This is a genomic window from Caballeronia catudaia (genome assembly GCF_001544755.2).
In the GTDB taxonomy this organism is placed as follows: Bacteria; Pseudomonadota; Gammaproteobacteria; order Burkholderiales; family Burkholderiaceae; genus Caballeronia; species Caballeronia catudaia.
In genome coordinates this window covers 1-25,748 of the sequence record NZ_FCOF02000014.1, presented here as the reverse complement: position 1 = coordinate 25,748, position 25,748 = coordinate 1, and the positions used below count along the sequence as shown (strand labels likewise).

Sequence of the window (25,748 nt, the reverse complement as noted above, 5' to 3'; positions counted from 1 at the left end):
TGATTTTTACGGCTTTTTCGGATTGGCTTTTCGACGGAACGTCGACACGGGTGACAAATGCCTGAACCATATGCATCGCATGTGCGGATAAACACGTGCGCAGTATCGCTCGCCGGCATTGCCTGTCACTTGTTCGCCCGTCGCTCCGCAAACCCTATCGCCACCGACATCACCCCAATCCCCGCAAGCTGCACGCTGCTCAATCGCTGATCGAAATACCACCAGTCGATGACGATGGCCACCGCCGGATAAACGAACTGAAACACCGCGATGCGGCCCGTATTCAGACGCGCCATGCCGATGTAGATGAGCGTGTACGCGAGCCCCGTGTGGATCAACCCGAGCCCCGCGAGCCACACCCACGACACGCCCCACGCGGGCCATCCGTGCTCAATCGGCCAGACCGACAATACCAGCGTGCCGACCGCGCATTGCCACCAAGCGAGGACGCCGGCCGGCATGCCACGCAGCCGTTTCGCGATGATGGTCACGCACGCCAGACAGAACGAACCCGCGATGCATGCGGCAACGCCGATCCAATAATCGGCCTTCAGCGTGCCGCCTGTCGCGTGCTCGACGATGCCGGTCGCAAGCACCAGTCCGAACATCGCGACCGCCACCGCAACGATGCGCCGTCCGCCGATCGCCTCCTTGAGCAACAACGATGCTAGCACCAGCACCCACATCGGCTGAACATGAAACAGCACGATCGCGACGCCCGCCGAAATGCGCTCGACCGCGCTGAAGAACAGCGCCCAGTTCAGCACCATCAGCATGCCGGCGGCGAGCACCCACGGCCCGGTGGTTCGCGTCAGACGCAGAAAACCCGTTTGCCCGCGCAGGATGACCCACGCGCTCATGCCGAGCAGTCCGAATGCGCAGCGAAACCACGTCGCGGTCAATGGATCGGCGTGGGCTTCGTGCAGGAAAACGCCGATGGTGCCCAGCAGCGCGCAGCCGAGCAAAAAAGGCCAGGCGTCTGGCGCGCGGCGCTCCGCAAAGCGCATTGTCGTGTGATGGGTATCCATGCCCGCAGTGTGTGCCCCGCTGATGCGAACGAAAAGCGCATAATTCGAACGTCATCCATTCGCTTTTCGAAAGCATCGCATCGACCATGAAACAACACGATCTGCAAACCGACTGGCTCAAATGCTTCGTCGCGGTCGTCGACGCGGGATCGCTGTCGAGCGCGGCCAGCGAAGTGCATCGCTCGCAATCGGCGGTGAGCATGCAGTTGAAGAAGCTGGAAAGCGCGCTGGGATTGCGTCTCATCGAGCGGAGTTTGCGCACGCTCGAATTGACCCACGACGGCCAGACGCTGCTCGGCTACGCGCGACGCATTCTCGATCTGCACGCCGAAGCCCACGTCGCGCTGCAAGGCGAGCAACTGAGCGGCCGCGTGCGCCTCGGCGTGCCCGACGACTACGCGGCGAAGTATCTGACGCCCGTGCTCAAGCGCTTTGCGCCGAAGCACAGCGGCGTCGAAATCGAACTGATCTGCGAGCAATCGACTTCGCTGATTCCGCGTGTCGCGAATGGCGAACTCGATATCGCGCTGGTTTCGCGCGACCACGGCCGACGCGGCACGCTACTTTTCCACGAGCCGATGGTCTGGGTCGGCGCGACGCAGTTCGAGTCATGGCGGCGCGATCCGTTGCCGATCGCCGTCTATGAAAGCACGAGCCTCGCGCGGCGCGGCGCGATCAATTCGCTCGCGCAGCAAGGGCGACGCTACAAGGTGGTCTACAACAGTTCCAGTCTCGCGGGGCAGATCGCGGCCGTCGAAAGCGGCCTGGCCGTCGCGGCGCTCACGCAATGCAGTGCGCCGGAGCATTTGCAGATTCTCGGCAGCGACGAAGGTCTCGGGCCATTGGCGCCGATGGAAGTCGCGGTATATCGAAGCCGCGATTCGCGCGGCTCGAAAGCGGTCGATAGCCTGCACAGCCTGCTCGTGAAGACGCTCAGGCAATCGGCGTCAGTCTGATCGAAGCAGTCGTGACGCGATGCCTTCGATCTCGACCAGCAGATCGGCGCGGCAGATATCGACCTTCAGAAAACGGATGTTGGCGTCGGGATGAAACGCGGCCTTTGCGAGCTTCGTCACCGATGGCAAGTCCGTCGCGTGCCGGTAATAGACCTTGATCTGATCGAGATTATGCAGCGCGTAGTTTTGCGAGCCGATCAGATGCGCGATGTTGTCGATCGCGACGCCCCACTGCTTGCGCAGATCGCCCGCATGCACCGTCTCGTGCCCGAGAATGCTGGCCGTGCCCGATACGAACAGCGCGTCGCCCAATTGCGTGCCGCGCGCGAAGCTCGGCGCTTTCGGACCGTAACGCTGCGGATATTCATACGCGGGCGTCTGACGCGAATTCTCGATGTGCCTCATCGCGCTCTCACGGCACGCCAGAAAATAGAAGCCGACGCCATCGCCCGATGTGCCGATGCCCGTCGCCGCCGGCATGCCCGAGGCCGCCGCGTAATCCTCTTCGAATGCGACTGCGCGCCCGCGGCAGAAATCGCGATACACCTCCAGCCCTTCCCGGTTCTCTCCGTTGATATGCGGAATGAAGTTCCACATGCGGAAAATCTTCGGAAAGCCCAGTTCGCGGACGAGCGCAAACGCATCGCCATACGCCTGGCGCGTGGCGTCGGTGTATCGGTCGGAAGACGGGATGAACCCTGCGCAAAACAGGAACTCGTCGTCGTGGGCGAAGACGAGACCGTGGAAGATTCCGCTGCGAACCGGCGCGGCGCCAGGCCAGATTTCGGCGAAGCCATCGCGCGCGTCGTCGTACATGTCGAGGTGCAGCGTCGGCACACCGTTCTCGATGCGTGGCCGCCCGCTCGTATCGCCGAAGACGATGCGCGCAAGCGCGCCGCCCTCACACGTCTCGTCGATACGGACGAAGCGGGACGCGATCATGAAACCTGATCCGGCTCTTCGGTGGACGGGTCGCCGAAAAGATCCGCGGTCGCGATGCGATCCTGCTGCAACGCAGGCAACGTGCCGCTCTTCACTTGTTCGAGAAGATCCGGCGGCAGCCAGGTCTCCTCCATTGCGCTGATGCCGTTCTCGATCATCTGCTGAAGAAAGAACGATTGCTTGCGTCCCGTCACTTCAGCCAATAGTCGCAGCCGTTGCTCGAATTGTGGATCGACCCGCACTGCGACCACCTTCAACTTGTTTTCGGCGGTCCGTCTCACTGCATGCTCCTGTCACGTTCGTTGCGCGCCGCGAGGCTTGGCGCGCGCATGCGGTGCTTATACCACACGCGTCGCCAAGGACGTGTGGCAATGCGGCGCACGATCGTGCGAGAGCGAAGGCGAAAATCAAGCCGTTTGCTTCCATCCCCCGAATTGCACGATATCCTCGAGCGACAATCTCGCGCGCGGCGCAAGCTCACGCTCGGCCAATGCCGAAGGCAAAGCGCGCGCATCGCCATGATGCGCGACGGAAATCACGGAAAGCGCGGTCAAGCGCTCGGGAATCGCGAACGTCTTTTCGAAGCCGTTTGCATCGAAGCCGCTCATCGCGTGGGCGGCAAGATCCTGCGCATGCGCCTGAAGCAGGATCGCCATTGCGGCGGCGCCCGCGTCATAACTTGCGTTCGGAACCGGCTCGCCCTTCGCGTTGAGCGTGTCCGCGAGCACGACGATCAGCACTTGCGCATTCGCATTCCACGTCTGATTGAACGGCACGAGAAACGAAAACGCGCGCGCGAAGGCATCGGCATCCCGCGACTTCTCGAACACGACGAAGCGCCACGGTTGCGCGTTGTATGCCGATGGCGCCCAGCGCGCCGCTTCGAGCAACGCGACCACTTGCGCATGCGCGACGGGCCGATCCGCATACGCGCGCGGGCTCCAGCGTCCCGCGATCAGCGGATGAATGGCGATATCGGTGGGAGCGGGTCGATGTGTCATGAAGATATCTTTGCGCGAGCTATGCCAGCGTAGAAGCATAAGCGACGCATCGGCCGACGCGAACGAATTTACGCTGCTAAGCAAATCAATGGATGAACGATTCCTTTCGCATATACGCTCCGATTCAAAGCTGCGGTCGCATAACCTCGACCGGCACTGACTCGACGCAAGAACGCATAGCTTGCACGACAGCGTGCGATGGAACTATCAAGCGCTCGGGCAGTATGAGTTGAACGGTTTGGCTTGCGATTTCGCTTACTTATGCGCATCCGTATATGGCGGTGTAAGCCGGTTGCCGTCGCCAACCCTCTCTAAATTAACGGGCCCCGCTTCGATTTCACGCAATCCAAGCATCCTTGCCGCCGCAAACGACAAATCAATGATGCGTCCTTTGGTGTACGGTCCTCGATCATTGATACGGACGATCACCGATCTCGTCTTCGATCCATTGCTGACACGAACGTAAGTTCCAAAAGGCAGCGTTCGATGTGCCGCTGTCAAAGCATGCATATCGAAACGCTCGCCGCTCGCCGTACGACGCCCCTGAAACTTCTTGCCGTACCATGACGCCCTGCCAGCCTGCACAAAATCCGTGCTTGCTTGCGCAGGCGGCTTTAGTGCGAGCGGCGCACTCTGAAGCCCAATGGCCGATGAGGCATTCACGCTGGAAGCAGCAGAATCCGGAGAGGATTCGGGCTGCATCGCAATTTGAATATCTGCCGGCCGGCTTTCTACTACCGCGGGATTTTTTAATTGTCCCGCGCAACCCGCGAACAGCAGACAGGCAGTCCACGACAACATTCGATACGACACGGCTTCTCTCCTTGAATCGTGAGAAGGTTCGAAGGCTCGACGGGATTCGCCATGACTGTTGGACGAAGAGCGAAGAAGCTTCTTCGTGAATCACGAATCCAGACCTTCAAGACGCGCATTAGAAATGCGGTGAGAAGACACACCATGAATTCGATGCGTCTCTCACTGCAGCCAGAAAGACCGCGTGTTTCGCGATCTGCCTCCGGATCAGGAATGGGTCGACGGATGACGCGAAAGTATCGGAACGAGTCAGCGTTCTCGTGCTTCCGCCGCACAGATCACAACGATCTGCGACGCTTATTGCTTCGGCGCCGATGCGGCGACCGGAGCGCAGGCCGCAGCCACCGACACGGCGCTGTTCGACGCTGCCTTGGCCGCATCCGCGCTCGATCCATTCGATCGGTCAGGCAGTAACGCCGTACGTTTCGGGAAGTTGACCAGACGGTCCCGCAATCAAAATCTTTGACAACTATGCGGCGCATTCAGTGAAATTCGCGCCGAGCATTGCTTTTCGATTCGAGGTCATGGCCATACCGACTCGGATTACTCCTATGGTTGAAGACTGTTGATTGCTCTACTGTGCCGAACGCTTTCATTACCTCGGGCAAAAAGCAGAGTTCCGGCTCGCGTACCGCTGGTCTGTCTGGTTGACACAAGGTTTTTCCAGTCCGTTGCCTGATGGCGATGCCACTCACATTCTCATCACGCCCTTGCGGAAATCCCTGTGAAATCGCGTCTTTTTGTCTCTCGATCACGCACGAGTCCCCCCGCGATCATTCAGCATTCGATGACCACCTCATGAAGCCTCTGATCCCATTTCTCATCGTTGCGGCGTGCGTAGCGGCTTCGTGTCTGGCTCACTCCGTCATAGATCGTGGCAAGACAGCCGGAGCGCAAGGCGGCGTCGACGGGTCGAAGCCGATACCGGCTACCGAGGCTGTCGTGAGAGCGCCCGATCGCAACTACTGGGGGAAGCATCGCAGCGCGTCGAGGGCCCGGGCACATGGGCATGACAACAAAGAGCCGGGCACGGATCATGAACCGGTTGCCACCGAGGCAACTCCGCACTAAGAGATGGTTCCGGAAAGGGTTGGTAGCAGCCCAAGTCAAGTCATCAGAAGGTCAACGAATTCAAAAGATGTCGTATCGATTCAGTCTTATCAACGGACGTAACGTCCTGCTCCGGAACACGGTCAGAACCGGCCTCATGTGCATCCCGCTTATCGCGGCCGGCTGCGCGAGCAATGCATCCGGACCGGAAGCGCAACCCGTCATGCCCGGTTCGCTCATCGCACCCACTTCCGCTACGGCGCTGCCCGCGGGCTACTACGCCGTCGCGCCGGGCGACACGCTGGCCTCGATAGCGAACGCCTACGGACGCAGCGTCACGGAGCTCGCTTCCTGGAACGCGATCTCCGCTGACGTTGCGTTAAGCGTGGGTCAGCGGTTGCGAGTCGGTCCGCCTGCGGCTTCATCGTCTCGCGCGATTCCGCCCGAAACGGTTCGGCCCGATTCGGGAAAACAAGCCGCTGACCGATTTCCCTGGCCCGCAACTGGCCCGCTCATCGCACCCTTTGGAGCATCGGGTTCGAAGGGAATCACCGTGGGCGGCGCCGCCGGCGAACCGATCAAATCGGTCCGGAACGGACGCGTTGTCTATGTGGGCAGCAAAATCGAGGGATATGGAAACCTGGTCGTGATCAAGCACGACGAGCATCTCATCACGGCCTATGGCAATGTGCATCGCGCACTCGTGCGCGCGGGCGCCTCTGTGAAGCAAGGACAGGCCATTGCAGAAATGGGCGCTCGGGCTGATGGTCAGCCATCGTTTCTATTCGAAGTACGAATAGATCGATCACCGGTGGACCCGCTCGCGTATCTCAGTGCGAGAAATCCGCAGTAAGGCGTGAACGGCGCACAGTAATGAAGCGCGGTATGGCTGCAAGCCATATCGCGCGGTCGTCATTCACGAGCTGCCCCATCGACACACTTCACCGCCCCGCCACTGCCTGCGCATCGCCCGACCGGTAGAGCGTATCCGCAATGCGCTGCTCACGTGCTGCCAGTCGCCTGTCGAGCGCATGGAATTCCGATCGTCCATGCTCGGCTGAGAACTTCGCCCGCGCCGGGCTTTGCTTCATCTTCTCCAGATAATTCTTCTCGACGGCCGGCATGTTCTGCGTCCACGACGAGATGCCATGCGCATCACGTGGCATTTGGCCATCGTCGTAAAAGCCGTCCGCGTGCATTGCTTAGCAGATTCGCTTCGTTGGCGAATGCGATCCGCTCCCATAACGTAGATGGATGACGTCTTTAAATCAGAACGCGGTCATCTGACTCGAAATCCAGGGAGCATCGAACTTGTCTCGATCCATTTCATCGCGACGGCCACGCGTGGTCGGCATCGGCGGCACGACGCGGCCACAATCATCGACCGAACGGGCGCTCGCTTTCGCGCTGCGCGGCGCGCAGGAAGCCGGTGCGGGCGTGCAGCTCTTCGGCGGCGCGTTCCTGCACAGCCTGCCGCACTATGCGCCGGAAACGCGCGAGCTCACCGACGAGCAACATGAACTCATCGAAGCCGTGCGCGCAGCGGATGCGCTCGTCATCGCGACGCCGGGTTATCACGGCGGCATCTCGGGGCTCGTGAAAAACGCGCTGGATACGCTGGAAGAGCTGCGTCTCGACGAACGTCCCTATCTCGAGGGCCGCGCGGTCGGCAGCATCGTCACGGCATATGGATGGCAGGCGGCGGGCACGGTGCTCACGTCATTGCGCTCGATCGTGCATGCGCTGCGCGGATGGCCGACGCCGTTCGGCGCCGCGGTCAATACGCTCGAAACGCGCTTTGAATCCGCCGATACGTGTTCCGATCCGAAGGTGGTCGAGCAGCTTCGCACCGTGGGGCGGCAGGCTTCGAGCTTTGCGCTCGCGTTCGGCGCGGCGCGCGCGGACGATCATCACGCCGTGGAACGGCGCGTCGCGCTCACGCAGGATTGAATGTCGAACGATGAAGCTGCGCATCGCGCGCAGCTTTCCGTTTCAGTGCAGCGCCGACTCTCCCGACAACTGGAATGCGTCGACGGTATAGCCCATGTTGAAATATCCCGCACGCGCATAGGCGGAAATGTGCTCGAGCTGTTCCGCGCGCGTGGTGTCGTTCTGCGTCGGCGCAGCCCGCGCCGCGTCGTCTTTCGTAAAGTGCTTACGCACGTATCGAGTCAGAAAGTGCGGCATGGATCGGCTCCCAATGCATGAATAGCTCAAATCTAGGCCGTAAAGAACGCCTGGACAAACAAGCTTTTCTGCTATGCATTGCAAGGCCGCGCCGCCGTGAGGCATCAGGCCGCGTGCGCGCCGAGCTCGATCCGGTCGAAGACGGCGCTGACGGCCGGCGAAACGAAGCAGCGCATCGCCTGCACGTGCGAGTCATCGAGGAAGTTGTTGTCGCGATAGACGCCCGCTACTTTCGCCAGCCGATCGAGGATGATGCGGTGAACGATGGACGTGTCCTGCCCATAGTCGCGCGCATTGGCGGTGGCGAGTCTGTCGACCGCGCGCACGGTGTTGATGAAGGCGTCCGCATGGGCCTCGAAGAGGCTGGAGTACATGGCGACGATGCGCTCGATGTCGTGTGGATCGAGGCCGGGATACCACAGCGCCAGAAGGCGGCGCCGGGCGATTTGCAGGAACTCGCGCGCCACGTCGTGCCGGCTGTTGGTGAAGCTGCCGCGATGCGACCTGTGCTCGGTGAGCACTTCGTCGACGTTGGCGAGCTTGCCACCGGCGGCCATGACGGAGGTGAGATAGTCGAGATCTTCGGCGCTGGCGGCGCATTCGTCGAAGCGGATGCGATGCCTGCGGATGAACGAGCCACGCACCATGAGCGTGCCGCCGCTGATCGTGTTGAGGCCGTCGAACAGGTGCGCCTTGATGTCGCCATCGCCGAGCGCGCAATACGCGATGCCCTCGGGAACGTCGCCGAACACGCGCGCGTGTGATCCGGCGGCGGCCAGGCAGTCGTTGTCCCGGAACGCGGCGATCTGGACAGCGAGCCTTTGCGGAAGCGCGATGTCGTCCGAGTCGAGACGCGCGATGAACTCGCCGCGAGCCGCATCGAAACCGGCGTTCGACGCGACGCTGATGCCCTGGTTCCGGTCGAAATGTATGAGACGGATGCGCGGGTCTTCGCCGGCGGCCTGCCGCGCGGCGGCCAGGGTCTGATCGGTCGAGCCGTCGTTCACGACGATGAGCTGCCAGTCATCGAGCGTCTGATGCTGGATGGAGGCGATCGCTTCGCCGATGAATGATTCGGCGTTGAAAGCCGGAATGACGACAGTGACGAGAGGAGAGGATGACAAGGCTATCTCGGGCATGAAGAGGCCCGGACGATTACTTCCGCGGTCGTAGGGACGACGGCGCTGTCCGGCCAATGAGAGTCTGAAGCGTCCGAGTATAGGTTCTTACGAAGCGTGACTTTCTAAGAGGTCTCCGAAGTCGGGTTGCTCGAATGCAAACAGGCTGTTTCACAAATGGAGTCTCGAACGGACCCGCGATCAGGCCGCGTCGGCCTCGCTGCGCACCGCGCGCCCGGCCTGCGCCTGCTCCAGATGCCGCAGAAGCAGCGTGACCATGGCGACGACGGTGAATGCAAGAATCACGAAGAACACCGCGAGCGGCGTGAGAATCTGCACCGAAACGAAACCCGCCAGACCCATCATCGCCGACGAAACGAGCAGCAGCGCGCAGCCGAGGATGGCCGCCGTCAGCCCCGCGATATGCGGAAACAGCGAGTTGCCCTTCGCCATGAACGTCGGGTACATCGCGCCCGCGCAGAAGCCCATCACGAGAACGGGCGCGCAGAGCGTCCAGACGGTGAGGCCGATCGTCAACGACAGCAGCAGCATGACGACCGACGCGCCCGCCATCACGCGCGCGCCGATGCGCAGCCGTTGCTCGGCGTTCGGCAGACGCGGACCGTGCACGCGGTTAGACAAGCCACCGAGAAAGTACATCATGCCGATGGCGAGCGCGAGATAGCCGAAGTAAGTCGGCGGCTTGTGCAGCGTGTTCTGCACCATGAACGGGCCGACGATGTTGAACACCAGCAGAATGCTGTAACACAGGCCTTGCGCGAGAAAGCAGCTCTGAAACACGCGGCTCGACAACACCTTGCCCGCGTTCGATATCAGCGTGCGCGGCGCGAGCTGCACGGGCTTCTGCAAGGTCTCGCGATAACGCCATACGAACGTCGACATGACGATCGCATAGATCAGCAGGAACACGAGGCAGGCCTTCCAGCCGAACCACGTCTGCAAATGCGCGCCGATGACGGGCGCGACGATCGGCGCGAGTCCCCACGCGATCGACATATAGGTGAACACGTGCATCAGCGCCTGACCCGAGAACGAATCCGTGATGATGGTCTTCGCGAGCAGGTTCGTCGCGGCGATGCCGAAGCCCTGCAGGCAGCGCGCGAGCAGGAAGGTTTCGAGATCCGTCGCGGCCAGCGAGAGCAGGCAGCCGAGCGTGAAGACGACGAGCCCGAACGCCAGCACCCGCTTGCGGCCGTAAGCATCGGCGATGGGGCCCAGCACGAGCTGGCCGATCGCATACGCCGCCATATAACCGGAGACGCTCGACTGGATCGCCTGCGGCGAGGTCGCGAAGTAACGCGCCATCGCGGGCAGCGCCGGCACGTAGATGTCGATGGCGAGTTGCCCCGCCGAAGCGAACAGGCACACCAGAAACAGCAGGAAACGCGGGGAATTCTTCGCAGGAGCGTGGTTCATGACAACGATGAGTGAGCAGGGCGCGGCTGCGTCTTCGGGCCGGCCCGGATGGCGGAATCATCGTATTGTGCCTGTCGAACGCGCGCATCGCTCAAAGGCCACGTCGCGCGCAGTGGTCAAGCCAACGAAGGCATCGGCGTTAGCTAATCACGCGAAGCGTCAGTTGTTCTTTACAGCGAGGCGATCATGCCTTGCCATCCAGAATGGGATGCGATTGCCCCGGTATCGGACGTCCGCGATTGTCGGTCGGAACGAGTTGCGTCTGGAACGCGACGAAGAGCGCCTGAAACTTGCCGTCGACTTCGATCATCACCGCGCCGTCCTGGAAGACGCCGTTCTCGTTCGAATGATCTTTGACCTGGCTGCCATTGCCCGGCTTCGGATTGCCCTGGTTCATATGCGTTTCGTGAAGGCCGTCCTTCGCCGGTTCGAAGAGAAAGCCGAAGCCGTACACGGTGACGTCCTTCGTGGGCTTCCAGCCGAGGCGATGGTCCTTGTAGCTCGGCGTCGGATAAACGAAGTCGACGCCATCGGCGGACATGTCGAGTTGCAGCATCTCGTCGAGCAGCGCGTTGATATCGTTCTGCTCGTGCTCGGTGTCGAGCGGAATTGGACGCATTGCGCTCAGATCGACGAGACGCGTATCGTGCACGTAATCGAGCTTCGGGAATCCCGACATCGAAACGCCCGCGGGCAGCTTCGCGAGATCGGCGGTCATCGGATGATCGAAGTACTGGTTCCAGAGATAGAGCACGAGATAACCTGCCGGCCCCGTCAGCGAGCTATCCGATTTCACATTGGTGACGATACGGAATTCCTTGCCGTTCGCATCGTCGCTAACGATGACATAGTGCGGGTCGCCCTTGTAACCCGCGAGAAAGGGAACGCCGAGCCTCACCTTGCCTTTGAAGAGAACATATTCATTGCGCGCCATGATGCTGCTCCGTGAAGTGAGCGATCATTTGATGCGACAAGTGTGACATCCTTCCGTTCAGCTCGCAGATGAAGTCCGCACCCGCGCCAAGATCAGCGAATGGCTTTTCTCGCAGCCTTGATGCGCTGCTTCTGTTCGGCGTCGAGCGCGCGCAGCGCATGTTTCGTCACACTGTCGCCGATGGGAAGCGTGCCCTGCGCCAGCAGATCGTGGCTCGCGACGACATCGTTCAATGCGCCGAAGCGCTTTTGCAGGCGCTTCAGGCTCTTCACCTTCGAGCGTAGTTTCGGCTTGATATCCGGATCGAAGAATTCGAGCAGATAACGCACCTTTTTTCCGGCCTTGCGCACTTCGTGATAAGCCGCATAGTCCGACTGCTTCGCGTGCAGCGCGCGCTTGATGCGCTTCTTCAACTGAGTGCGCGCCGCGTCGATGCGCTTCTTCGCGAACCGTTCGACGGGCACGCGCTTGCGTCCCGTGTTGAGCTCCTGATTCGCTTCCTTGAGCCCCGTCCACAACACATGCTTGACGTCCGCATTCGCAATGGTCTCGATGCTCGTCGCGAGCACCGCCGCACGACGCTCTTTCGCGGGCTCGTCGAGCCCTTCTACATCGAGCTCCTTCATCAATTCGAGCAGGATGTCCCAGTCGCGCGCGCTTCCCGCGGAGGTCGCGAGATATTTGAAGACTGCGCGCTGGCGCGTGTCGAACTCCTCGTCCAGCAGGGGCCGGTACGCCCAGAACAACGTACGCAACCGGCGCAGCGCGACCCGCAGCTTGTGCAGTTCTTCCGGGTCCGAATTCGCGTTGAGCGCGGATGCATGGTGCGTCGCCTCGTCGATCAGCGGCGAAGCAAGATCGCCGAATCTCGATTGCGCCGTTTCGGGCCTGGCGCGCTTGTCGTCGCGATGACCGTCGCGTCTGTCGTCGTTCAGGGTCATGATGTCCTCCTCGTGAATGCCCTTCGTAGTGCAACATGCATACCTGCCCGGCGACGCGGCCCACTGCATTTTTTGAGCCGAGGAACAGGTTTTGCGCAATGCGCAATACCGGACATGCCACTATTTGTGCGTGCCCCACAACGCTATGCGCGTTCGATAAAATTCACCCGCGCGCAGGACGCCCCTGCACATTCGAAGACGAATCAAAACAGCTATCGGAGTCGGTTTGAAAAAGCGAGCTACGGTCATCTGTCGACGAGGGGACCACATTCTGCTCGTCGCGCGGCGCCGCACCAAATGGGCGCTGCCCGGCGGCATGCTCAAGCGTGGTGAACAGCTGTCCGACGCCGCGCTGCGCGAGCTCAAGGAGGAAACGCGTCTTTCCGGCAAGTCGGCGAAGTTTCTGTTTCAGCATCGCGGAAGACAGAAGCATCATCACGTGTTCGTCTGCGATGTCCCGAAGAGCGCCAAACCTCGCGCCAGCAACGAAATCGACCGATGCCGCTGGGTTCACGTTGCGGACATCCCGCGTCTTGCCGCCAGTGAACCGACCAAGCTGATCGTCAAGGCGCTCAACGGAAATCGCAGCAAACGCTGAGATTCAGTCAGCCGTCACGCGCGCTGCTCCGGCGCATCGCCATACACGACGCGCACCGCGGGCACGAACCACGCGAGACACAAGCCGACGAACGCGGCGAGCGCGGCCACGGCAAGCCCGACATGAATCGACTCGACGAGCGCCATGCGCGCCGAGTGCATCATCGTCATCGCGTCGTTCGACTGGCCGGCGGCGACGAGACGCTCGATCAGCGCGGACTGTTCCGCACGATCTATCAGCAAATCCGGGCTCGCGAACGATTTGAGCCATTGCGTCGCCTGATATGAATCGAGCGGACGATGCACATTGTTCGCATAGAGATGCCCGAGCAGCGCGCCCGTGATCGCGGTGCCCAGCATGCCGCCGAAAATGCGCAGCGATTGCAGCAGGGCGGTGACCGCGCCGAGCTGTTCGCGCGCGACGATCTGCTGCGAGCAGATGGTGAGATTCGTCGCGACGAGCCCGAGGCCGAGGCCGCTCGCGCCCATGCACGCCATCCAGATGGCATGCGGTTCGTGCCCATTCAGCGAGACGAGTGCGAGACAGCCCGCCGTGCATAGCGCGAAGCCCGCGTACAGCAGCATGTTCGCGCGGCGGATGCGCGTGACGATGCGATTGTTGAGCATGCTGCCGACCGTCGTGCCGAGCAGGAGCGGCGTGATCAGCATGCCGGAATCGTGCGGCGACATGCCGTAGCCGCCCTGAAACAGCAGCGGAATGTAGAAGGCCATCGAGAAAAGCGCGAAGCCGCCGAGCACCGAGATCGCGAACAGCGCCGCGAGCTTGCGGTCGAGCAGCACATCGACGGGCACGACGGGATAGCCCATGCGCTTTTCCCAGAAGTACAGCGTCGCGCCGAACACGAGCGTGACGAGCGAAAGCACGATCGTCGTGCCGCTCAGTCCTTCCTTCGGCAGCATTTCGATCAGCAGTTGCAACGCGCCCAGCGTCACCGCGACGACGCACGCGCCGAGCCAGTCGAGCTGAATCCGCTCGCGCCGTTTCAGACGATGCAGGTTCGGCACGAACAGTTGCACGAACATCAGCGAGACGAGGCCGATCGGCACGTTGACGAAAAACACGAGCCGCCAGCCGTGCATCTGCGTGAGCATGCCGCCGAGCGTCGGGCCGATCACGTTCGCGATGCCGAACGTCGACGTGACGATCACGAGCCAGCGCAGGCGCAGCCTCGGGTCGGGGAAGAGATCGGCGACGGTCGCGAACACCGTGCCGAGCAGAATGCCGCCGCCGATGCCCTGCACGCCGCGCGCGATGACGAGAAACAGCATGCCGTTCGCGAGCCCGCACAGGACGGAAGCCAAGGTGAACAACACGACGGCGGCGAGCAGAAACGGCTTGCGTCCGTACAGGTCGCCCAGGCGCCCGAAAATCGGGATCGTGATGACGGACGCGAGCATGTACGACGTCGCGACCCACGCGTACAGGTCGAAGCCTTTCAACTCGGCGACGATGCGCGGCATCGCCGTGCCGACGATGGTCTGGTCGAGCGCGACCAGCATCGTCACCAGGGCGATGCCGAGCATCGCGAGCAGCGATTCGCGAAACGGCAGGCGCTGCCGCTCGGGATCGTGAACGTCGATGAACGCGCTCATGCCGTGCTCCCGCCGCGCGCGAGCACGTGGTCGACGCGCCCGCGCCGTGCGCTTACTGCCCGCCTTCCTGAATCGTCAGAACATTCTTCACGGACGTGACGCCGTCGACGCCCTTCGCGATCTGCGCGGCCTTGTCGATCTGCGTCGCGTCGGCGGTGTGCCCGGCGAGCGTGATGGCGCCATTCTTTGCGATCACGTTCATGCCGGCCGTATCGACGCCGCCCTTTTGCAGCGCCTGCTGCACCTTCTTGCTGAGTGCGCGGTTGGCCTTGCGGACCTGGGATTTCGAGGGCTTGGCGCTCGCGGACGGCGCGGTCGTGCCGGACGCCGCATCGGTGGTTTGCGGCCACACGTTGACGGAAAAGACGACCGCCGTCGCGGCGGCGGCGAGTTTGAGCGCATTGATCGTTTTCATCGCTTGGCTCCAGGGTGGCGTGAAGGTCGGAAGGGCACGATGAATTCTAGTCGGCGATGCGCCACATCCAAGGGATAGTTTCATTCATCAGGAGAGCCACACGATTCACGCGACGGCAAAAGCGCGCAATTCAGCCGCCGAGAGGGCGAAATGCGAGCCTTCCGATCGTGAAATCAATGAACGTTCGTACGCGCAGCGGCTGCTTCGTCCGGTGCCGGTAGTAGATGTAGACCGATTCGCGCTGCGTCAGCTGACCGCATGACTCGCGGCCTGCGGCGAAATCCCCTGATCAATGGCCGCGCGCCGCAGATTGCCGAGCGTGGCGGCGCGAGGCGCTGCACGCTGAAGGCGATCGCGGAAAGGAACGCGTATGTCGCGGCGGAAACGGAAAGCTGGAAAGCGTTGGCCAGCTCGACGGATTTCGCGACGTGCATGAGCGGGAGCGACAGCGCGATCGAGCGTGCGCGTCATGCGTCGCGCACTTTGCCCGTGAGCGCGAGGCGCGTCGCGAGCGCGGAGAGCGCGTTGTAGGCCTCGCGCGACACCGCATCCCATCCGCCGATCGCCCGCGCCTGCGACTCGACCACCGCGCGGTCGCCGCGCGCGGCGGGACCGGTCAGCGCATCCTTCGGGCCGAGCGCGAGCACGTTGTCGACGGCATTGCGCGACAGCGTGTGCATCATGTCGTCGATGAGCGGCTGTGGAATGCCCGCCGCCTGCCACATCTCGACCGACATCGCCGCGAGCACCGGCAGAAAGTTCGACGCGACGACCGCCGCCGCGTGGTAAAGCTGCTTGCTGCCCGGCTCGATCTCGAAGCAGCGCGCGCCGATCGCCGCGAGCACGTCGCTCCACGCGGCGCGCGCGGCGCCGTCGCCTTCGAGCCCGCACGGTGTGCCTTCGAACTGGAACACGGACGTGCCGGGATTCGCGAAGCTCAGCATCGGATGCGCGCTCGCGACGCTCCAGCCGATCGCGCGCAAGGGCGCGAGCGTGTCCGTATCGAGCGCGCCGCTGCAATGCACGGCGACCGCGGGCGCTGCGTCCTTGCGATGCTGCGCGAGCGCCAGCGCCACGTCGGCGATGCGCATGTCCGGCACAGACAGCAGCCAGATATCGGCGGGGCGCATCGCGGCGATATCGTCGAGCGCGCGGCCCGCGCCGATGAAATCGACCGCATCGCGCGCGCGCGAGAGATCCGTATCGCACACGTCGCCGATATCGAGCACGCGGTTCGCGACGATGAGATTGCCGAGCGTCGCGCCCACGCGCCCCGCGCCGATGATGTTGAGAATCGCCATCAGCCGTGCTTGATCGCGATGGTTTTCAGACTCGTGAAGCCGTACAGCGCTTCGAAGCCTTTTTCGCGTCCGTGGCCGCTCGCCTTCACGCCGCCGAACGGCAACTCGACGCCGCCGCCCGCGCCATAGTTGTTCACGAACACTTGCCCCGCCTGCAGCTTGCGCGCGAGACGCAGGCCGCGCGAGCCGTCGCGCGTCCACACGCCCGCAACCAGACCGTAGTTCGTGCCGTTCGCGAGCTTCACGGCTTGCGCTTCGTCATCGAACGACATCACGGCGAGCACCGGGCCGAAGACTTCTTCCTGCGCGAGCTTGCTGTGCGGCGGCACGTCGCGGAACAGCACGGCTTCCTGGAAGAAGCCGTTGCGCGATGCTTCCACCGCGATCCTGCCGCGCGCCGCAACGCGAATGCCCTCGCCTTCCGCCTGCTCTACGATGCCGCGCACGCGTGCCTGCTGCTTCGCGTTGACGAGCGGGCCCATGTCGAGATCCAGCGAAGAAGGCCCGGTGCGCAGCGCTTCGAAGCGTTCGGTCAGACGCTCGATCACCGTTTCGTAGATGCCGCGCTGAACCAGCAGACGGCTGCCCGCCGAGCACGTCTGTCCGGCGTTCTGCACGATCGCGTTGAGAATGACGGGCAGCGCTTCGTCGAGATCGGCGTCGTCGAAGACGAGTTGCGGCGACTTGCCGCCGAGTTCCAGCACGCTCGGGCAATGACGTTCCGCAGCCGTGCGTCCGACGAGCGCGCCGGTCGCCGTCGAGCCTGTGAACGAAATATGGCCGATGCCTTCGTTCGCCGACAACGCCGCGCCCGCTTCGCTTCCCAGACCCGTGACGACGTTGATCGCGCCCGCCGGAAAGCCGACGTCGGCGGCGATTTCGGCGAGCCGCAGAATCGACAGGCTCGCGTCCTCCGCAGGCTTCACGACGCACGCATTGCCCGCCGCGAGCGACGCGCCGACGCTGCGCCCATAAATCTGCATCGGGTAATTCCACGGGATGATGTGCCCCGTCACGCCGATCGGCTCGCGCACCGTCATCACCGTGAAGCCCGTCGTATAGGGCAGCGTTTCGCCGTGCAGTTTGTCGACGCAGCCTGCGTAGTACTGGAGGTAACGCGCGAGCACGGCGGCGTCGGTGCGCGCGGTCTTGAGCGCCTTGCCGGTGTCGCGCGCTTCGAGTTGCGCGAGCTCGTCGGCGTGATCGAGCACGGCCGCGGCATACGCGAACAGCAGGTTCGCGCGCTCGACCGGCGAGAGCTTCGCCCACGGACCGTCGAGCGCTTCGCCCATCGCGCTTCGCGCCGCCGTTACCGCGACGTCGATATCGGCGGCATTCCCGCGTGCGATCGACGCGAACGGCTCGCCATTGCTCGGATCGATGACATCGAGCGATTCGCCGTTATCCGCCGCTTTCCACGCGTTGCCGATGAAGTGACGATATTCCATTGCTTACTCCGTAATCAGTGCGTGTTCCGTGACGGCCGCGGCGATCGCCGTGCCGACTTCGATGGTGTTCGCCGCGCCGCCCATGTCGGGCGTGCGCGGGCCGTTTTCGAGCACGGCTTCGATGGCGGCAACGATGGTCTTCGCCGCCGCTTCGTAGCGCGCTTCGCCGCGGCCGAGATGTTGCAGCATCAATGCGGCCGACCAGATCTGCCCGATCGGATTCGCGATGCCCTTGCCCGCGATATCCGGCGCCGAGCCGTGCACCGGCTCGAAGAGCGACGGGAAGCGCCGCTCCGGATTCAGGTTCGCCGAAGGCGCGATGCCGATGGTGCCGGTGCATGCCGGCCCGAGATCCGAAAGAATGTCGCCGAAGAGATTCGACGCGACGACCACATCGAAGCGATCCGGATGCTGCACGAAATGCGCGCACAGAATGTCGATGTGGAACTTGTTCGTCGCGATCTCGGGATAGCGCTTCGCGGCCTCAGCCAGGCGCTCGTCCCAGTAAGGCATCGTGATCGAGATGCCGTTCGATTTCGTCGCCGCCGTGAGCTGCTTTTTCGGGCGGCCTTGCGCGAGCTGGAACGCGAAGTCGAGAATGCGGTCGACGCCCGTGCGCGTGAACACCGACTGCTGCGTCGCGAACTCGCGCTCGGTGCCTTCGAACATGCGCCCGCCGACCGACGAATATTCGCCTTCGGTGTTTTCGCGCACGACCAGAAAGTCGATCTCGCCGGGCTTGCGGTTCGCGAGCGGCGAAGGCACGCCGGGCATCAGGCGCACGGGGCGCAGGTTCACGTATTGATCGAATTCGCGGCGAATCCTGATGATCGATTCCCACACGGCCGTGTGATCCGGCACGACGTCGGGCGTGCCGACCGCGCCGAAGAAAATCGCGTCGTGCTTGCCTATCTGTTTAGCCCAGTCGGCGGGCATCATCGTGCCGTGCTGCACGTAGTGCTCGGTGCACCACGACGCGAATTCGTCGAAATCGAGCGGGATGTCGTAACGCGCGGCGGCGGCCTTCAGCACGCGCAGGCCTTCGACCATGACTTCCTTGCCGATGCCGTCGCCCGGAATGACGGCGATGTGATGCGTTGTTGCCATTGCGCTCTGTCTCCTGTTATTCGACGTGGAACCGCCCGTCATACAGGAGGGGAATCTAGCGGACGCTTTCGCGTGAAGGAAGTGCGAATCCGGGAACGGGAGTCTTCGAATATCCGCAAGGGCTCAGCCGGCCGGACGTTCGGCGCCGGGCGCGACGAGCGACGCGGGCGCGAAGGCGGCGAGAAAATCGAAAAGCCTGCGCGCGGGCAGCGGCGCCGCGCCCGCGCGAATTCCGACCGACATCACGCGCTCGGCCCACGGATTCGTCAGGCGGATGAAGCGCAGATGCATCGGCTCGCGAAAGAGCCGCACCGCGCCCTCCGGCAATACGCCGATGCCCTGCCCCGCCGCGATCAGACGGCACATCGCCTCGAAGCTTTGCACCTGCACGCGAAAGCGGATCGTGCGGCCCGCGAGCGCCGCTTCCTTGACGAGCATGCGCGTGACCTCGGCTTTATCGTCGAGGCCGACGATATCGTGCTCCAGCAGCGCCTTGAACTCGATCTCCTCGCCTTGCAAAACGTGATCCTCCGGCACGACCACACTGATGCGGTCCGTGCAATACGGCGCGAGGCGAATGCCTTCCATGCCAGCCTGCGACGTCACCACGCCGACGTCCGCGCGCCCCTCGCGCAGCGCCTGAAGAATGTCCATGCTGCGCAATTCGCTGATATGCAGCTTGATGTCCTGATACCGCTGCGAGAACGCGCGCAGATGATCGGGCAAGTCCTGGCTGATCGCGGAGATATTGGCGAACACGCGCACGCGGCCGACGGAGCCTTTGGTGTAATCGGAAAGCTCGCTGTAGATGGCGTCGGTCTTGAGCAGCAGTTCCGTGGCATGACGCGCGAGCGCTTCGCCCGCGGGCGTGGGCTCGACGCCGGCGGACGTGCGGTTCAATAATCCGACGCGAAAGTGATGTTCGAGTAGCGCGATGCGCCGGCTCGCAGTCGACAGCGACATATGCGATTGCTGCGCCGCCTTGGACAGGCTGCCCATTTCGACGGCGCGCAGAAAAAGAGCCAGCGACGTGAGATCGAACAAAACGCAACGCTCCGAAAAAGATCATGCCGCGCAGTATGGCATTGGCCTGCGCGCGCTGCTTCGCGGTGCGGTACAGGAAAACCCTAGTGCGCGTGCATGCGAGGCATTCGAACTATTCGAAAGCCCGCTTCACGGATTTCGCATATCACCTGCGCTCAGCAGCCGCTACATTTCCCCTGTCCCGCCGCGTCTTTCGCGAGCAGAGGCCAAAAAACAGACATGGAGACAGACGTGGAAATCGATGCGACCAGGTTGGCCCGCGGCGCGGCACCGCCCGCCTCTTCACACGATGCGGCCACCGCCGACCGCATCTTCCGCCGTCTTGCGCTGCACATCCTGCCGATATTGATGTTCGCGTACATCACGTCGTACATCGATCGCGTGAACGTGAGCTTCGCGAAACTGCAGATGGCGCAGCAGCTCGGCTTTTCCGATGCCGTGTTCGGCTTCGGCGCGGGCATCTTCTTTCTCGGCTACGTGGTATTCGAAGTGCCGAGCAACATGATCCTGCAACGCGTCGGCGCGCGGCGCTGGATCACGCGGATCATTCTGTCGTGGGGCATCGTGTCCGGGCTGACGGCCTTCGTCTCCACGCCGATGCAGTTCTATGTGATGCGCTGCCTGCTCGGCGTCGCGGAGGCCGGCTTCATTCCGGCGATCGTGTTCTATATCGGCCGGTCGTTCCCGCGTGATCGTCGCGCGCGCATCCTGAGCATGTTCTATGCGGCGCTCGCGCTTGCCGGGCTGATCGGCTCGCCGTTGACCGGCTTCATCATGCAGTACTTCGACGGCCTCATGCAGTTGCCCGGCTGGAAGTGGATCTTCATCGTCGAGGCATTGCCCGCGTTTCTCGCGGCGTTCTACACCTGGAAGGGCCTCGACGACGACGTGACGAAAAGCCCGCGCTACAGCGAAACCGATCGCGCGTTCCTGGCGCGCGTGCTGGCGGAAGATCGCGCGGTGACGGCGCAATCGAATCACACGGGCCTCTTCTCGAGCTTTCTCGTGTGGGCGTTCTGCTTCATCTATTTTCTCGATGTCTTCGCCATCTACGGCTACACCTTCTGGGCCCCGACGATGATCAAGTCGATGGGCATCACCGGCGACTTCGCGATCGGCGCGCTCGCGGCCTTGCCCAATGCGGTCGCGGTCGTCGTGATGGTGCTGTTCGGCCGCAGCGCGGACAAGCGCGGCGAGCGGCGCCTGCACGTCGCGGCGCTGCTGCTGATGGGCGCGCTCGGGCTTTCGCTCTCCGTGCTCTGGCACGACAATCTGTGGCTCGGCATGTTCGCGCTGTGCATCGCGAATGCGGGTTTGCTGTCGTTTCCGCCGCTCTTCTGGAGCATGCCCACCGCCGTGCTCGGCCCGGCGGCCGCGGCGGTCGGCATTGCATGGATCAGCGCGTTCGGCAATCTCGGCGGCTTCTTCGGCCCGTATGCGGTCGGCTTTCTGAAACAGGCGTCGGGCGGCATGACGCTGCCGATCTTCTCGATGGTCGGCTGCCTCGCGCTCGGCATCGTTCTGACGATGCTGCTGCCGAAGCGGCTCGTGAACCGCTGAGCTTTTTACCGCATAAAAGGAAGAGACAAAGCATGAAACAGCGTATCGGCATGATCGGCATCGGCCTGATGGGGCACGGCATCGCACGCAATGTCATGAAGCACGGCTATCCGCTGACGGTGGTCGAGCATCCCGGCAATCAGCCGCTCGACGAACTGCGCGCGGGCGGCGTGAAGACCGCCGCGAACGGCGAGGCGCTCGCGCGCGAGTCGGACATCGTCATTCTGTGCGTGACGGGTTCGCCCGAAGTCGAAGCGGTGTTGACCGCGCCCGATGGCGTGCTCGCGGGCTTGCAGCCGGGCGCGATCGTGATCGACTGCTCGACGGCGGTGCCCGCATCGACGCGGCGCATGGCCGCGCTCGTCACGGAAGCGGGCGGCCTGTTCGTCGATGCGCCGATGACGCGCACCGCGAAGGAAGCGCATGAAGGACGCCTGAATCTGCTGGTCGGCGCTTCAGCCGAACTGTTCGCGCGCATCGAGCCGCTGTTGCGCACGTATGCGGAGAACGTGACGCTCGTCGGCGGCGTCGGCGCGGGGCACAGCATGAAGCTGCTGCACAACTTCGTGTCGCTCGGGACGATCGCGCTGATCTCCGAAGCGGCGGCCTGCGCGAAACGCGCGGGCGTCGATGCGCAGACCTTCGTCGATGTGCTCGCGAAAGGCGGTGGCGGCGGCGCGGCGCTTGAGCGGCTGCGTCCGTCGCTCGTGGATGGCGATCCGTCGGGCATGCCGTTTCACATGTCCAACGCACTGAAAGACCTCGGCTATTACGTGACGATGACCGGCGACACGAACGCCGTCGATGTAATCGCCGCCTCCGTGCAAGCGACGTATGCGGGCGCGGTCGAGCAAGGCGGGGCGCATCGGACGTTGCTGGAGTTGCCGAATCTGCTCGGCAATTAAAAAAGCCGCTCCGAAGAGCGGCTTTCGAGTCTCGCCGCGAACGCTGCTTCAGTCGTCGAGCATGGACAGGTCGCGCACCGCGCCCTTGTCCGCCGACATCACCAGCTTCGCATAGGCCTTCAGCGCCGCCGACACCTTGCGCGGACGCGCCTTCGCCGGCTTCCAGCCCTTCGCGTTCTGCTCCTCGCGACGGCGGGCGAGTTCCTCGTCGGACAGGAGCACGTCGATCGTGCGATTCGGAATGTCGATGCGGATCTTGTCGCCGTCGCGCACGAGACCGATCGCGCCGCCCGCCGCCGCTTCCGGCGAGCAGTGGCCGATCGACAGTCCCGACGTGCCGCCCGAGAAGCGGCCGTCCGTCAGCAGCGCGCACGCCTTGCCGAGACCCTTCGACTTGATATAGCTCGTCGGATACAGCATTTCCTGCATGCCGGGGCCGCCCTTCGGACCTTCGTACCGGACGATGACGACATCGCCCGCCTTCACCTTGTCGCTGAGAATGTTCTCGACCGCCTCGTCCTGCGATTCGGTGACGTGCGCCGTGCCTTCGAACACGAGGATGCTTTCATCGACGCCCGCGGTCTTCACGACGCAGCCATCCAGCGCGATGTTGCCCGTCAGCACCGCGAGGCCGCCTTCCTTCGAGAACGCATGCTCGTAGGAACGGATGCAGCCTTCGGCGCGGTCGGTGTCGAGACTCGGCCAGCGCGTGTTCTGGCTGAACGCGATTTGCGTCGGCACGCCCGCGGGACCGGCCATGTAGAAGGTCTTCACGGCTTCGTCGTCGGTGAGCTTGACGTCCCACTGCGCGAGCGCGTCCTTCAGCGTGGGCGCATGCACGGTCGGCGCATCCGTGTGCAGCTTGCCCGCGCGATCCAGTTCGCCGAGGATCGCCATGATGCCGCCCGCGCGATGCACGTCCTCGATGTGATACTTGTTCGTGTTCGGCGCGACCTTGCACAGTTGCGGCACGGTGCGCGAAAGACGGTCGATATCCTTCATCGTGAAGTCGATCTCCGCTTCGCGCGCGATCGCGAGCAAGTGCAGGATCGTGTTGGTCGAGCCGCCCATCGCGATATCGAGCGTCATCGCATTTTCGAACGCCTCGAAGCCGACCGCGCGCGGCAGCACGCGCGCCTCTTCCTGTTCGTAGTAACGTCGCGCCAGCTCGACGATGCCGCGTCCCGCGCGCTTGAAAAGCTGCTCGCGATCCGCGTGCGTCGCGACCACGGTGCCGTTCCCTGGCAGCGAGAGACCGAGCGCTTCGGTGAGGCAGTTCATCGAGTTGGCCGTGAACATGCCCGAGCACGAGCCGCACGTCGGGCACGCGGAGCGCTCCACTTCGGCAACTTCGGCATCGGAATACTTTTGGTCCGCGGCGATCACCATGGCGTCGACGAGATCGAGCTTCTTGAACTCCATCGCCTTCGTGACGGGATTCGCGAGGCGCGTCTTGCCCGCTTCCATCGGACCGCCCGAAACGAAGATCACGGGAATGTTCAGGCGCATCGCGGCCATCAGCATGCCGGGCGTGATCTTGTCGCAGTTCGAGATGCAGACCATGGCGTCGGCGCAGTGCGCGTTGACCATGTATTCGACCGAATCCGCGATGATTTCGCGGCTCGGCAGCGAATACAGCATGCCGTCGTGACCCATCGCGATGCCGTCATCGACGGCGATGGTGTTGAACTCTTTCGCGACGCCGCCCGCGGCTTCGATCTCGCGCGCGACGAGCTGGCCCAGGTCTTTCAGATGGACGTGGCCCGGCACGAATTGGGTGAACGAATTGACGACGGCGATAATCGGCTTCGAGAAATCTTCGTCTTTCATGCCGGTGGCGCGCCAGAGCGAGCGCGCGCCCGCCATGTTGCGGCCGGCGGTGGAAGTTTTGGAACGGTATGTGGGCATCGTGGTTGCTGTTGGAATATCGCGGGATAGACACGGGCCACGAGGGTAACGGCCCTTGCGCGCCGGGCTGCGGCGACCTTTTGGGTCGCGCTTCGATTCGAACCCGCGCGAATTTTGAGATTATCCCATACCTAGTTATCTGCTTCGTCCATTCCGGCTCGCCTCGCCGCGTCCACCAGCGCGCGGATCGCCCAGCGCCGGACCTTACGCGCACGCGCTTTGTCGAGTTGCAGCACGTCCTTGCAGACGATCATCGCTTCCGTGCCGATGACGAGCGCAAGCGCCTGAGTCAACGTATCGAACGAGGCGGGCTTCAACCGATCGCGCGCGGGCGCGAGCGCCGCTTCGATCAACGGCGTGCGCCGGTTCTGGCGCAGCGGCATCTCGTCTTCCGGTTCGCCCTTCGCCACGCGTTCGAGCGAATGCGCGAGCATCATGCGCAGGGGCGCTTCGTTGGCGAGGATCATGTCGTTGAGCGCGGCATCGACACGCAGCAATCGCGCGACAGGATCGTCCGATCCGCGCGCGGAAAAGAGCGTGCCGGCGTCCGGCGTATCGACATCGAGCGACGCTTCGAGCAATAGCGCATCGACGCTCGGGAAATGCCGGTACGCCGTTGCGCGCGACACCAGCGCTTCACCGGCGATCTCTTCGAGACTCGGTTTGTGCCCCTGCTTCATGAGCCGCGATGCTGCCTGCAGCAGATCCTTGCGCGTGCGCTGCTTCTGATTCCCGCGCGTTTTCGTGACGGATACAGCCATATCACTCCTGCGGCAACTGACCGATGATCGCCGCGAGATCGACCCACACGTTCTCGCGCTTGATCTGCCCGCTCTCGCTGAATTCGACGACATGCAGCATGCGAAATTGCAGCGCACGTCCGCGCCCTTCGAGTCCGAACGGCGTGCCCGGCGCCTTGCCTTGCCACATCGATTCGTCGATGACGAAGCCATCGCCATAGAGACGCCGCAGACATTCGACACGGCTCTCCGACAAATCCGCGAACAGCGCCTCATAGAACGGCCGCGCGCGCTCGCGTCCATGCGCGGGGCCAGCGGGCCAGCCGACGATATCGTGCTCCACGTCGTCCGTCAGCGTGGCGAGCACGCCTTCGACATCGTCGCGCCGCTCGAAGCCGAAATGCTCGTCGATTTTCTGGTCCATCTCCACACGGGTCAGCGTCATGATTGCCTCCTTGCGTCATGCCTGCCAGTTTCATTCTAGTGAGACAACAGTCTCATTACAAGATTGAAATGTCTGATCGACACGACCGCTTAGCTATGCAATCACTTCATCAAAGCGCAAAAAAAAAAATGGCGCAGCCTCTTTCGAGACTGCGCCATTTTTGCGTCAAAAGCGGGAGTTAAACCGCCCGGCGCACCATCAATTCCTTGATCTTGCCGATCGCCTTGGTCGGATTGAGCCCCTTCGGGCACACGTCG

At 63.0% G+C, this 25,748-nt stretch carries 26 protein-coding genes and 1 pseudogene; 6 read left to right on the top strand and 21 right to left on the bottom strand.

Annotation, left to right across the window (positions count from 1 at the left end):
• Nucleotides 1–125 precede the first annotated feature (125 nt).
• On the bottom strand, nucleotides 126–1,007 hold the full coding sequence (locus AWB75_RS16855) for a DMT family transporter (protein WP_061125351.1): 882 nt from the start codon (nucleotides 1,005–1,007) through the stop codon (nucleotides 126–128).
• Between the two features lie 107 nt (nucleotides 1,008–1,114).
• On the opposite strand from AWB75_RS16855, the gene AWB75_RS16850 reads away from it, so the two are divergent.
• The gene (locus AWB75_RS16850) at nucleotides 1,115–1,984 is read left to right on the top strand and encodes a LysR family transcriptional regulator (protein ID WP_061125236.1); all 870 of its coding nucleotides are present in this window, start codon (nucleotides 1,115–1,117) and stop codon (nucleotides 1,982–1,984) included.
• Here the strand turns inward: AWB75_RS16850 and AWB75_RS16845 are convergent.
• The 4 genes from AWB75_RS16845 to AWB75_RS16830 all read right to left on the bottom strand — a co-directional run bounded on the left by AWB75_RS16845 (nucleotide 1,976) and on the right by AWB75_RS16830 (nucleotide 4,740).
• Nucleotides 1,976–2,926, bottom strand: coding sequence for an FkbO/Hyg5 family chorismatase (locus AWB75_RS16845; RefSeq protein WP_061125235.1), 951 nt, complete (start codon nucleotides 2,924–2,926; stop codon nucleotides 1,976–1,978). The genes AWB75_RS16850 and AWB75_RS16845 overlap by 9 nt on opposite strands.
• Complete coding sequence (locus tag AWB75_RS16840) at nucleotides 2,923–3,207, bottom strand: hypothetical protein (protein WP_061125234.1); 285 nt, start codon at nucleotides 3,205–3,207, stop codon at nucleotides 2,923–2,925. The genes AWB75_RS16845 and AWB75_RS16840 overlap by 4 nt, the downstream gene beginning before the upstream one ends.
• Nucleotides 3,208–3,333: 126 nt before the next feature.
• Complete coding sequence (locus AWB75_RS16835) at nucleotides 3,334–3,927, bottom strand: nitroreductase family protein (RefSeq protein ID WP_061125350.1); 594 nt, start codon at nucleotides 3,925–3,927, stop codon at nucleotides 3,334–3,336.
• A gap of 255 nt (nucleotides 3,928–4,182) precedes the next feature.
• Nucleotides 4,183–4,740, bottom strand: coding sequence for a septal ring lytic transglycosylase RlpA family protein (locus tag AWB75_RS16830; RefSeq protein ID WP_235012133.1), 558 nt, complete (start codon nucleotides 4,738–4,740; stop codon nucleotides 4,183–4,185).
• A gap of 1,273 nt (nucleotides 4,741–6,013) precedes the next feature.
• Here AWB75_RS16830 and AWB75_RS16825 point away from each other — a divergent pair.
• A complete protein-coding gene (locus AWB75_RS16825) occupies nucleotides 6,014–6,643 on the top strand; it encodes a peptidoglycan DD-metalloendopeptidase family protein (RefSeq protein ID WP_159462789.1) in 630 nt (209 codons plus the stop codon).
• An 88-nt stretch (nucleotides 6,644–6,731) separates the two neighbouring features.
• On the opposite strand, the gene AWB75_RS16820 is transcribed toward AWB75_RS16825, so the two are convergent.
• The gene (locus tag AWB75_RS16820) at nucleotides 6,732–6,989 is read right to left on the bottom strand and encodes a hypothetical protein (RefSeq protein WP_061125231.1); all 258 of its coding nucleotides are present in this window, start codon (nucleotides 6,987–6,989) and stop codon (nucleotides 6,732–6,734) included.
• A 112-nt stretch (nucleotides 6,990–7,101) separates the two neighbouring features.
• Here AWB75_RS16820 and AWB75_RS16815 point away from each other — a divergent pair, with 112 nt between their 5' ends.
• Nucleotides 7,102–7,740, top strand: coding sequence for an NADPH-dependent FMN reductase (locus tag AWB75_RS16815; RefSeq protein ID WP_061125230.1), 639 nt, complete (start codon nucleotides 7,102–7,104; stop codon nucleotides 7,738–7,740).
• 42 nt (nucleotides 7,741–7,782) lie between these two features.
• Here AWB75_RS16815 and AWB75_RS16810 read toward each other — a convergent pair whose 3' ends face one another.
• From AWB75_RS16810 to AWB75_RS16790, 5 genes are all read right to left on the bottom strand, one after another.
• The gene (locus tag AWB75_RS16810; protein WP_061125229.1) at nucleotides 7,783–7,977 is read right to left on the bottom strand and encodes a hypothetical protein; all 195 of its coding nucleotides are present in this window, start codon (nucleotides 7,975–7,977) and stop codon (nucleotides 7,783–7,785) included.
• Between the two features lie 104 nt (nucleotides 7,978–8,081).
• On the bottom strand, nucleotides 8,082–9,101 hold the full coding sequence (locus AWB75_RS16805; protein ID WP_061125228.1) for a glycosyltransferase family 2 protein: 1,020 nt from the start codon (nucleotides 9,099–9,101) through the stop codon (nucleotides 8,082–8,084).
• Nucleotides 9,102–9,296: 195 nt separating this feature from the next.
• Nucleotides 9,297–10,532: a multidrug effflux MFS transporter gene (locus AWB75_RS16800; RefSeq protein WP_061125227.1), complete on the bottom strand. Its 1,236-nt coding sequence runs from the start codon at nucleotides 10,530–10,532 to the stop codon at nucleotides 9,297–9,299.
• A gap of 184 nt (nucleotides 10,533–10,716) precedes the next feature.
• Nucleotides 10,717–11,466, bottom strand: a complete 750-nt coding sequence (locus tag AWB75_RS16795) for a DUF2278 family protein (RefSeq protein WP_061125226.1) — start codon at nucleotides 11,464–11,466, stop codon at nucleotides 10,717–10,719.
• Nucleotides 11,467–11,558: 92 nt separating this feature from the next.
• Nucleotides 11,559–12,407, bottom strand: coding sequence for a CHAD domain-containing protein (locus tag AWB75_RS16790; RefSeq protein ID WP_087086657.1), 849 nt, complete (start codon nucleotides 12,405–12,407; stop codon nucleotides 11,559–11,561).
• 226 nt (nucleotides 12,408–12,633) lie between these two features.
• Here AWB75_RS16790 and AWB75_RS16785 point away from each other — a divergent pair, with 226 nt between their 5' ends.
• Nucleotides 12,634–13,005 carry an NUDIX hydrolase gene (locus AWB75_RS16785; protein ID WP_061125225.1) on the top strand — a complete coding sequence of 124 codons (372 nt, stop codon included), beginning with the start codon at nucleotides 12,634–12,636 and terminating at the stop codon, nucleotides 13,003–13,005.
• Nucleotides 13,006–13,019: 14 nt separating this feature from the next.
• Here AWB75_RS16785 and AWB75_RS16780 read toward each other — a convergent pair whose 3' ends face one another.
• The 6 genes from AWB75_RS16780 to AWB75_RS16750 all read right to left on the bottom strand — a co-directional run bounded on the left by AWB75_RS16780 (nucleotide 13,020) and on the right by AWB75_RS16750 (nucleotide 19,933).
• Complete coding sequence (locus tag AWB75_RS16780; protein ID WP_061125224.1) at nucleotides 13,020–14,618, bottom strand: MFS transporter; 1,599 nt, start codon at nucleotides 14,616–14,618, stop codon at nucleotides 13,020–13,022.
• Between the two features lie 52 nt (nucleotides 14,619–14,670).
• The gene (locus AWB75_RS16775) at nucleotides 14,671–15,033 is read right to left on the bottom strand and encodes a BON domain-containing protein (protein WP_061125223.1); all 363 of its coding nucleotides are present in this window, start codon (nucleotides 15,031–15,033) and stop codon (nucleotides 14,671–14,673) included.
• Between the two features lie 467 nt (nucleotides 15,034–15,500).
• Nucleotides 15,501–16,334, bottom strand: a complete 834-nt coding sequence (locus tag AWB75_RS16765; protein ID WP_061125221.1) for a Rossmann-like and DUF2520 domain-containing protein — start codon at nucleotides 16,332–16,334, stop codon at nucleotides 15,501–15,503.
• Nucleotides 16,334–17,782, bottom strand: coding sequence for an aldehyde dehydrogenase family protein (locus AWB75_RS16760; protein WP_061125220.1), 1,449 nt, complete (start codon nucleotides 17,780–17,782; stop codon nucleotides 16,334–16,336). The genes AWB75_RS16765 and AWB75_RS16760 overlap by 1 nt, the downstream gene beginning before the upstream one ends.
• A 3-nt stretch (nucleotides 17,783–17,785) precedes the next feature.
• The gene (locus tag AWB75_RS16755; protein ID WP_061125219.1) at nucleotides 17,786–18,889 is read right to left on the bottom strand and encodes a tartrate dehydrogenase; all 1,104 of its coding nucleotides are present in this window, start codon (nucleotides 18,887–18,889) and stop codon (nucleotides 17,786–17,788) included.
• A 123-nt stretch (nucleotides 18,890–19,012) separates the two neighbouring features.
• Entirely contained in the window at nucleotides 19,013–19,933 is a 921-nt protein-coding gene (locus tag AWB75_RS16750; protein WP_061125218.1) for a LysR family transcriptional regulator, read from the bottom strand.
• A gap of 231 nt (nucleotides 19,934–20,164) precedes the next feature.
• Between AWB75_RS16750 and AWB75_RS16745 the strand changes: the two genes are divergently transcribed.
• Nucleotides 20,165–21,493 (top strand): MFS transporter, encoded by a 1,329-nt coding sequence (locus AWB75_RS16745; protein ID WP_061125348.1) that lies wholly within the window; start codon nucleotides 20,165–20,167, stop codon nucleotides 21,491–21,493.
• Nucleotides 21,433–22,398 carry an NAD(P)-dependent oxidoreductase gene (locus tag AWB75_RS16740; RefSeq protein WP_268807840.1) on the top strand — a complete coding sequence of 322 codons (966 nt, stop codon included), beginning with the start codon at nucleotides 21,433–21,435 and terminating at the stop codon, nucleotides 22,396–22,398. The genes AWB75_RS16745 and AWB75_RS16740 overlap by 61 nt, the downstream gene beginning before the upstream one ends.
• A gap of 48 nt (nucleotides 22,399–22,446) precedes the next feature.
• Here the strand turns inward: AWB75_RS16740 and ilvD are convergent, their stop codons facing one another.
• The 4 genes and pseudogenes from ilvD to sdhB all read right to left on the bottom strand — a co-directional run.
• The gene (ilvD, locus tag AWB75_RS16735) at nucleotides 22,447–24,306 is read right to left on the bottom strand and encodes a dihydroxy-acid dehydratase (protein ID WP_061125216.1); all 1,860 of its coding nucleotides are present in this window, start codon (nucleotides 24,304–24,306) and stop codon (nucleotides 22,447–22,449) included.
• A 131-nt stretch (nucleotides 24,307–24,437) separates the two neighbouring features.
• The gene (locus AWB75_RS16730) at nucleotides 24,438–25,067 is read right to left on the bottom strand and encodes a TetR/AcrR family transcriptional regulator (protein WP_061125215.1); all 630 of its coding nucleotides are present in this window, start codon (nucleotides 25,065–25,067) and stop codon (nucleotides 24,438–24,440) included.
• A gap of 1 nt (nucleotide 25,068) precedes the next feature.
• Nucleotides 25,069–25,491, bottom strand: coding sequence for a nuclear transport factor 2 family protein (locus AWB75_RS16725; RefSeq protein ID WP_061125214.1), 423 nt, complete (start codon nucleotides 25,489–25,491; stop codon nucleotides 25,069–25,071).
• Nucleotides 25,492–25,669: 178 nt separating this feature from the next.
• A pseudogene (sdhB, locus tag AWB75_RS16720) lies at nucleotides 25,670–25,748 on the bottom strand (succinate dehydrogenase iron-sulfur subunit); the annotation flags it as partial.

Bases quoted from the DNA above. Each gene is read 5' to 3' on its own strand.
- AWB75_RS16835 (WP_061125350.1), bottom strand. From the start codon at position 3,927: ATGACACATCGACCCGCTCCCACCGATATCGCCATTCATCCGCTGATC.
- AWB75_RS16790 (WP_087086657.1), bottom strand. From the start codon at position 12,407: ATGACCCTGAACGACGACAGACGCGACGGTCATCGCGACGACAAGCGC.
- AWB75_RS16845 (WP_061125235.1), bottom strand. From the start codon at position 2,926: ATGATCGCGTCCCGCTTCGTCCGTATCGACGAGACGTGTGAGGGCGGC.
- AWB75_RS16855 (WP_061125351.1), bottom strand. From the start codon at position 1,007: ATGCGCTTTGCGGAGCGCCGCGCGCCAGACGCCTGGCCTTTTTTGCTC.
- AWB75_RS16730 (WP_061125215.1), bottom strand. From the start codon at position 25,067: ATGGCTGTATCCGTCACGAAAACGCGCGGGAATCAGAAGCAGCGCACG.
- AWB75_RS16800 (WP_061125227.1), bottom strand. From the start codon at position 10,532: ATGAACCACGCTCCTGCGAAGAATTCCCCGCGTTTCCTGCTGTTTCTG.
- AWB75_RS16810 (WP_061125229.1), bottom strand. From the start codon at position 7,977: ATGCCGCACTTTCTGACTCGATACGTGCGTAAGCACTTTACGAAAGAC.
- AWB75_RS16825 (WP_159462789.1), top strand. From the start codon at position 6,014: ATGCCCGGTTCGCTCATCGCACCCACTTCCGCTACGGCGCTGCCCGCG.
- AWB75_RS16725 (WP_061125214.1), bottom strand. From the start codon at position 25,491: ATGACGCTGACCCGTGTGGAGATGGACCAGAAAATCGACGAGCATTTC.
- AWB75_RS16780 (WP_061125224.1), bottom strand. From the start codon at position 14,618: ATGAGCGCGTTCATCGACGTTCACGATCCCGAGCGGCAGCGCCTGCCG.
- AWB75_RS16775 (WP_061125223.1), bottom strand. From the start codon at position 15,033: ATGAAAACGATCAATGCGCTCAAACTCGCCGCCGCCGCGACGGCGGTC.
- AWB75_RS16850 (WP_061125236.1), top strand. From the start codon at position 1,115: ATGAAACAACACGATCTGCAAACCGACTGGCTCAAATGCTTCGTCGCG.
- AWB75_RS16755 (WP_061125219.1), bottom strand. From the start codon at position 18,889: ATGGCAACAACGCATCACATCGCCGTCATTCCGGGCGACGGCATCGGC.
- AWB75_RS16760 (WP_061125220.1), bottom strand. From the start codon at position 17,782: ATGGAATATCGTCACTTCATCGGCAACGCGTGGAAAGCGGCGGATAAC.
- AWB75_RS16795 (WP_061125226.1), bottom strand. From the start codon at position 11,466: ATGGCGCGCAATGAATATGTTCTCTTCAAAGGCAAGGTGAGGCTCGGC.
- AWB75_RS16765 (WP_061125221.1), bottom strand. From the start codon at position 16,334: ATGGCGATTCTCAACATCATCGGCGCGGGGCGCGTGGGCGCGACGCTC.
- ilvD (WP_061125216.1), bottom strand. From the start codon at position 24,306: ATGCCCACATACCGTTCCAAAACTTCCACCGCCGGCCGCAACATGGCG.
- AWB75_RS16820 (WP_061125231.1), bottom strand. From the start codon at position 6,989: ATGCACGCGGACGGCTTTTACGACGATGGCCAAATGCCACGTGATGCG.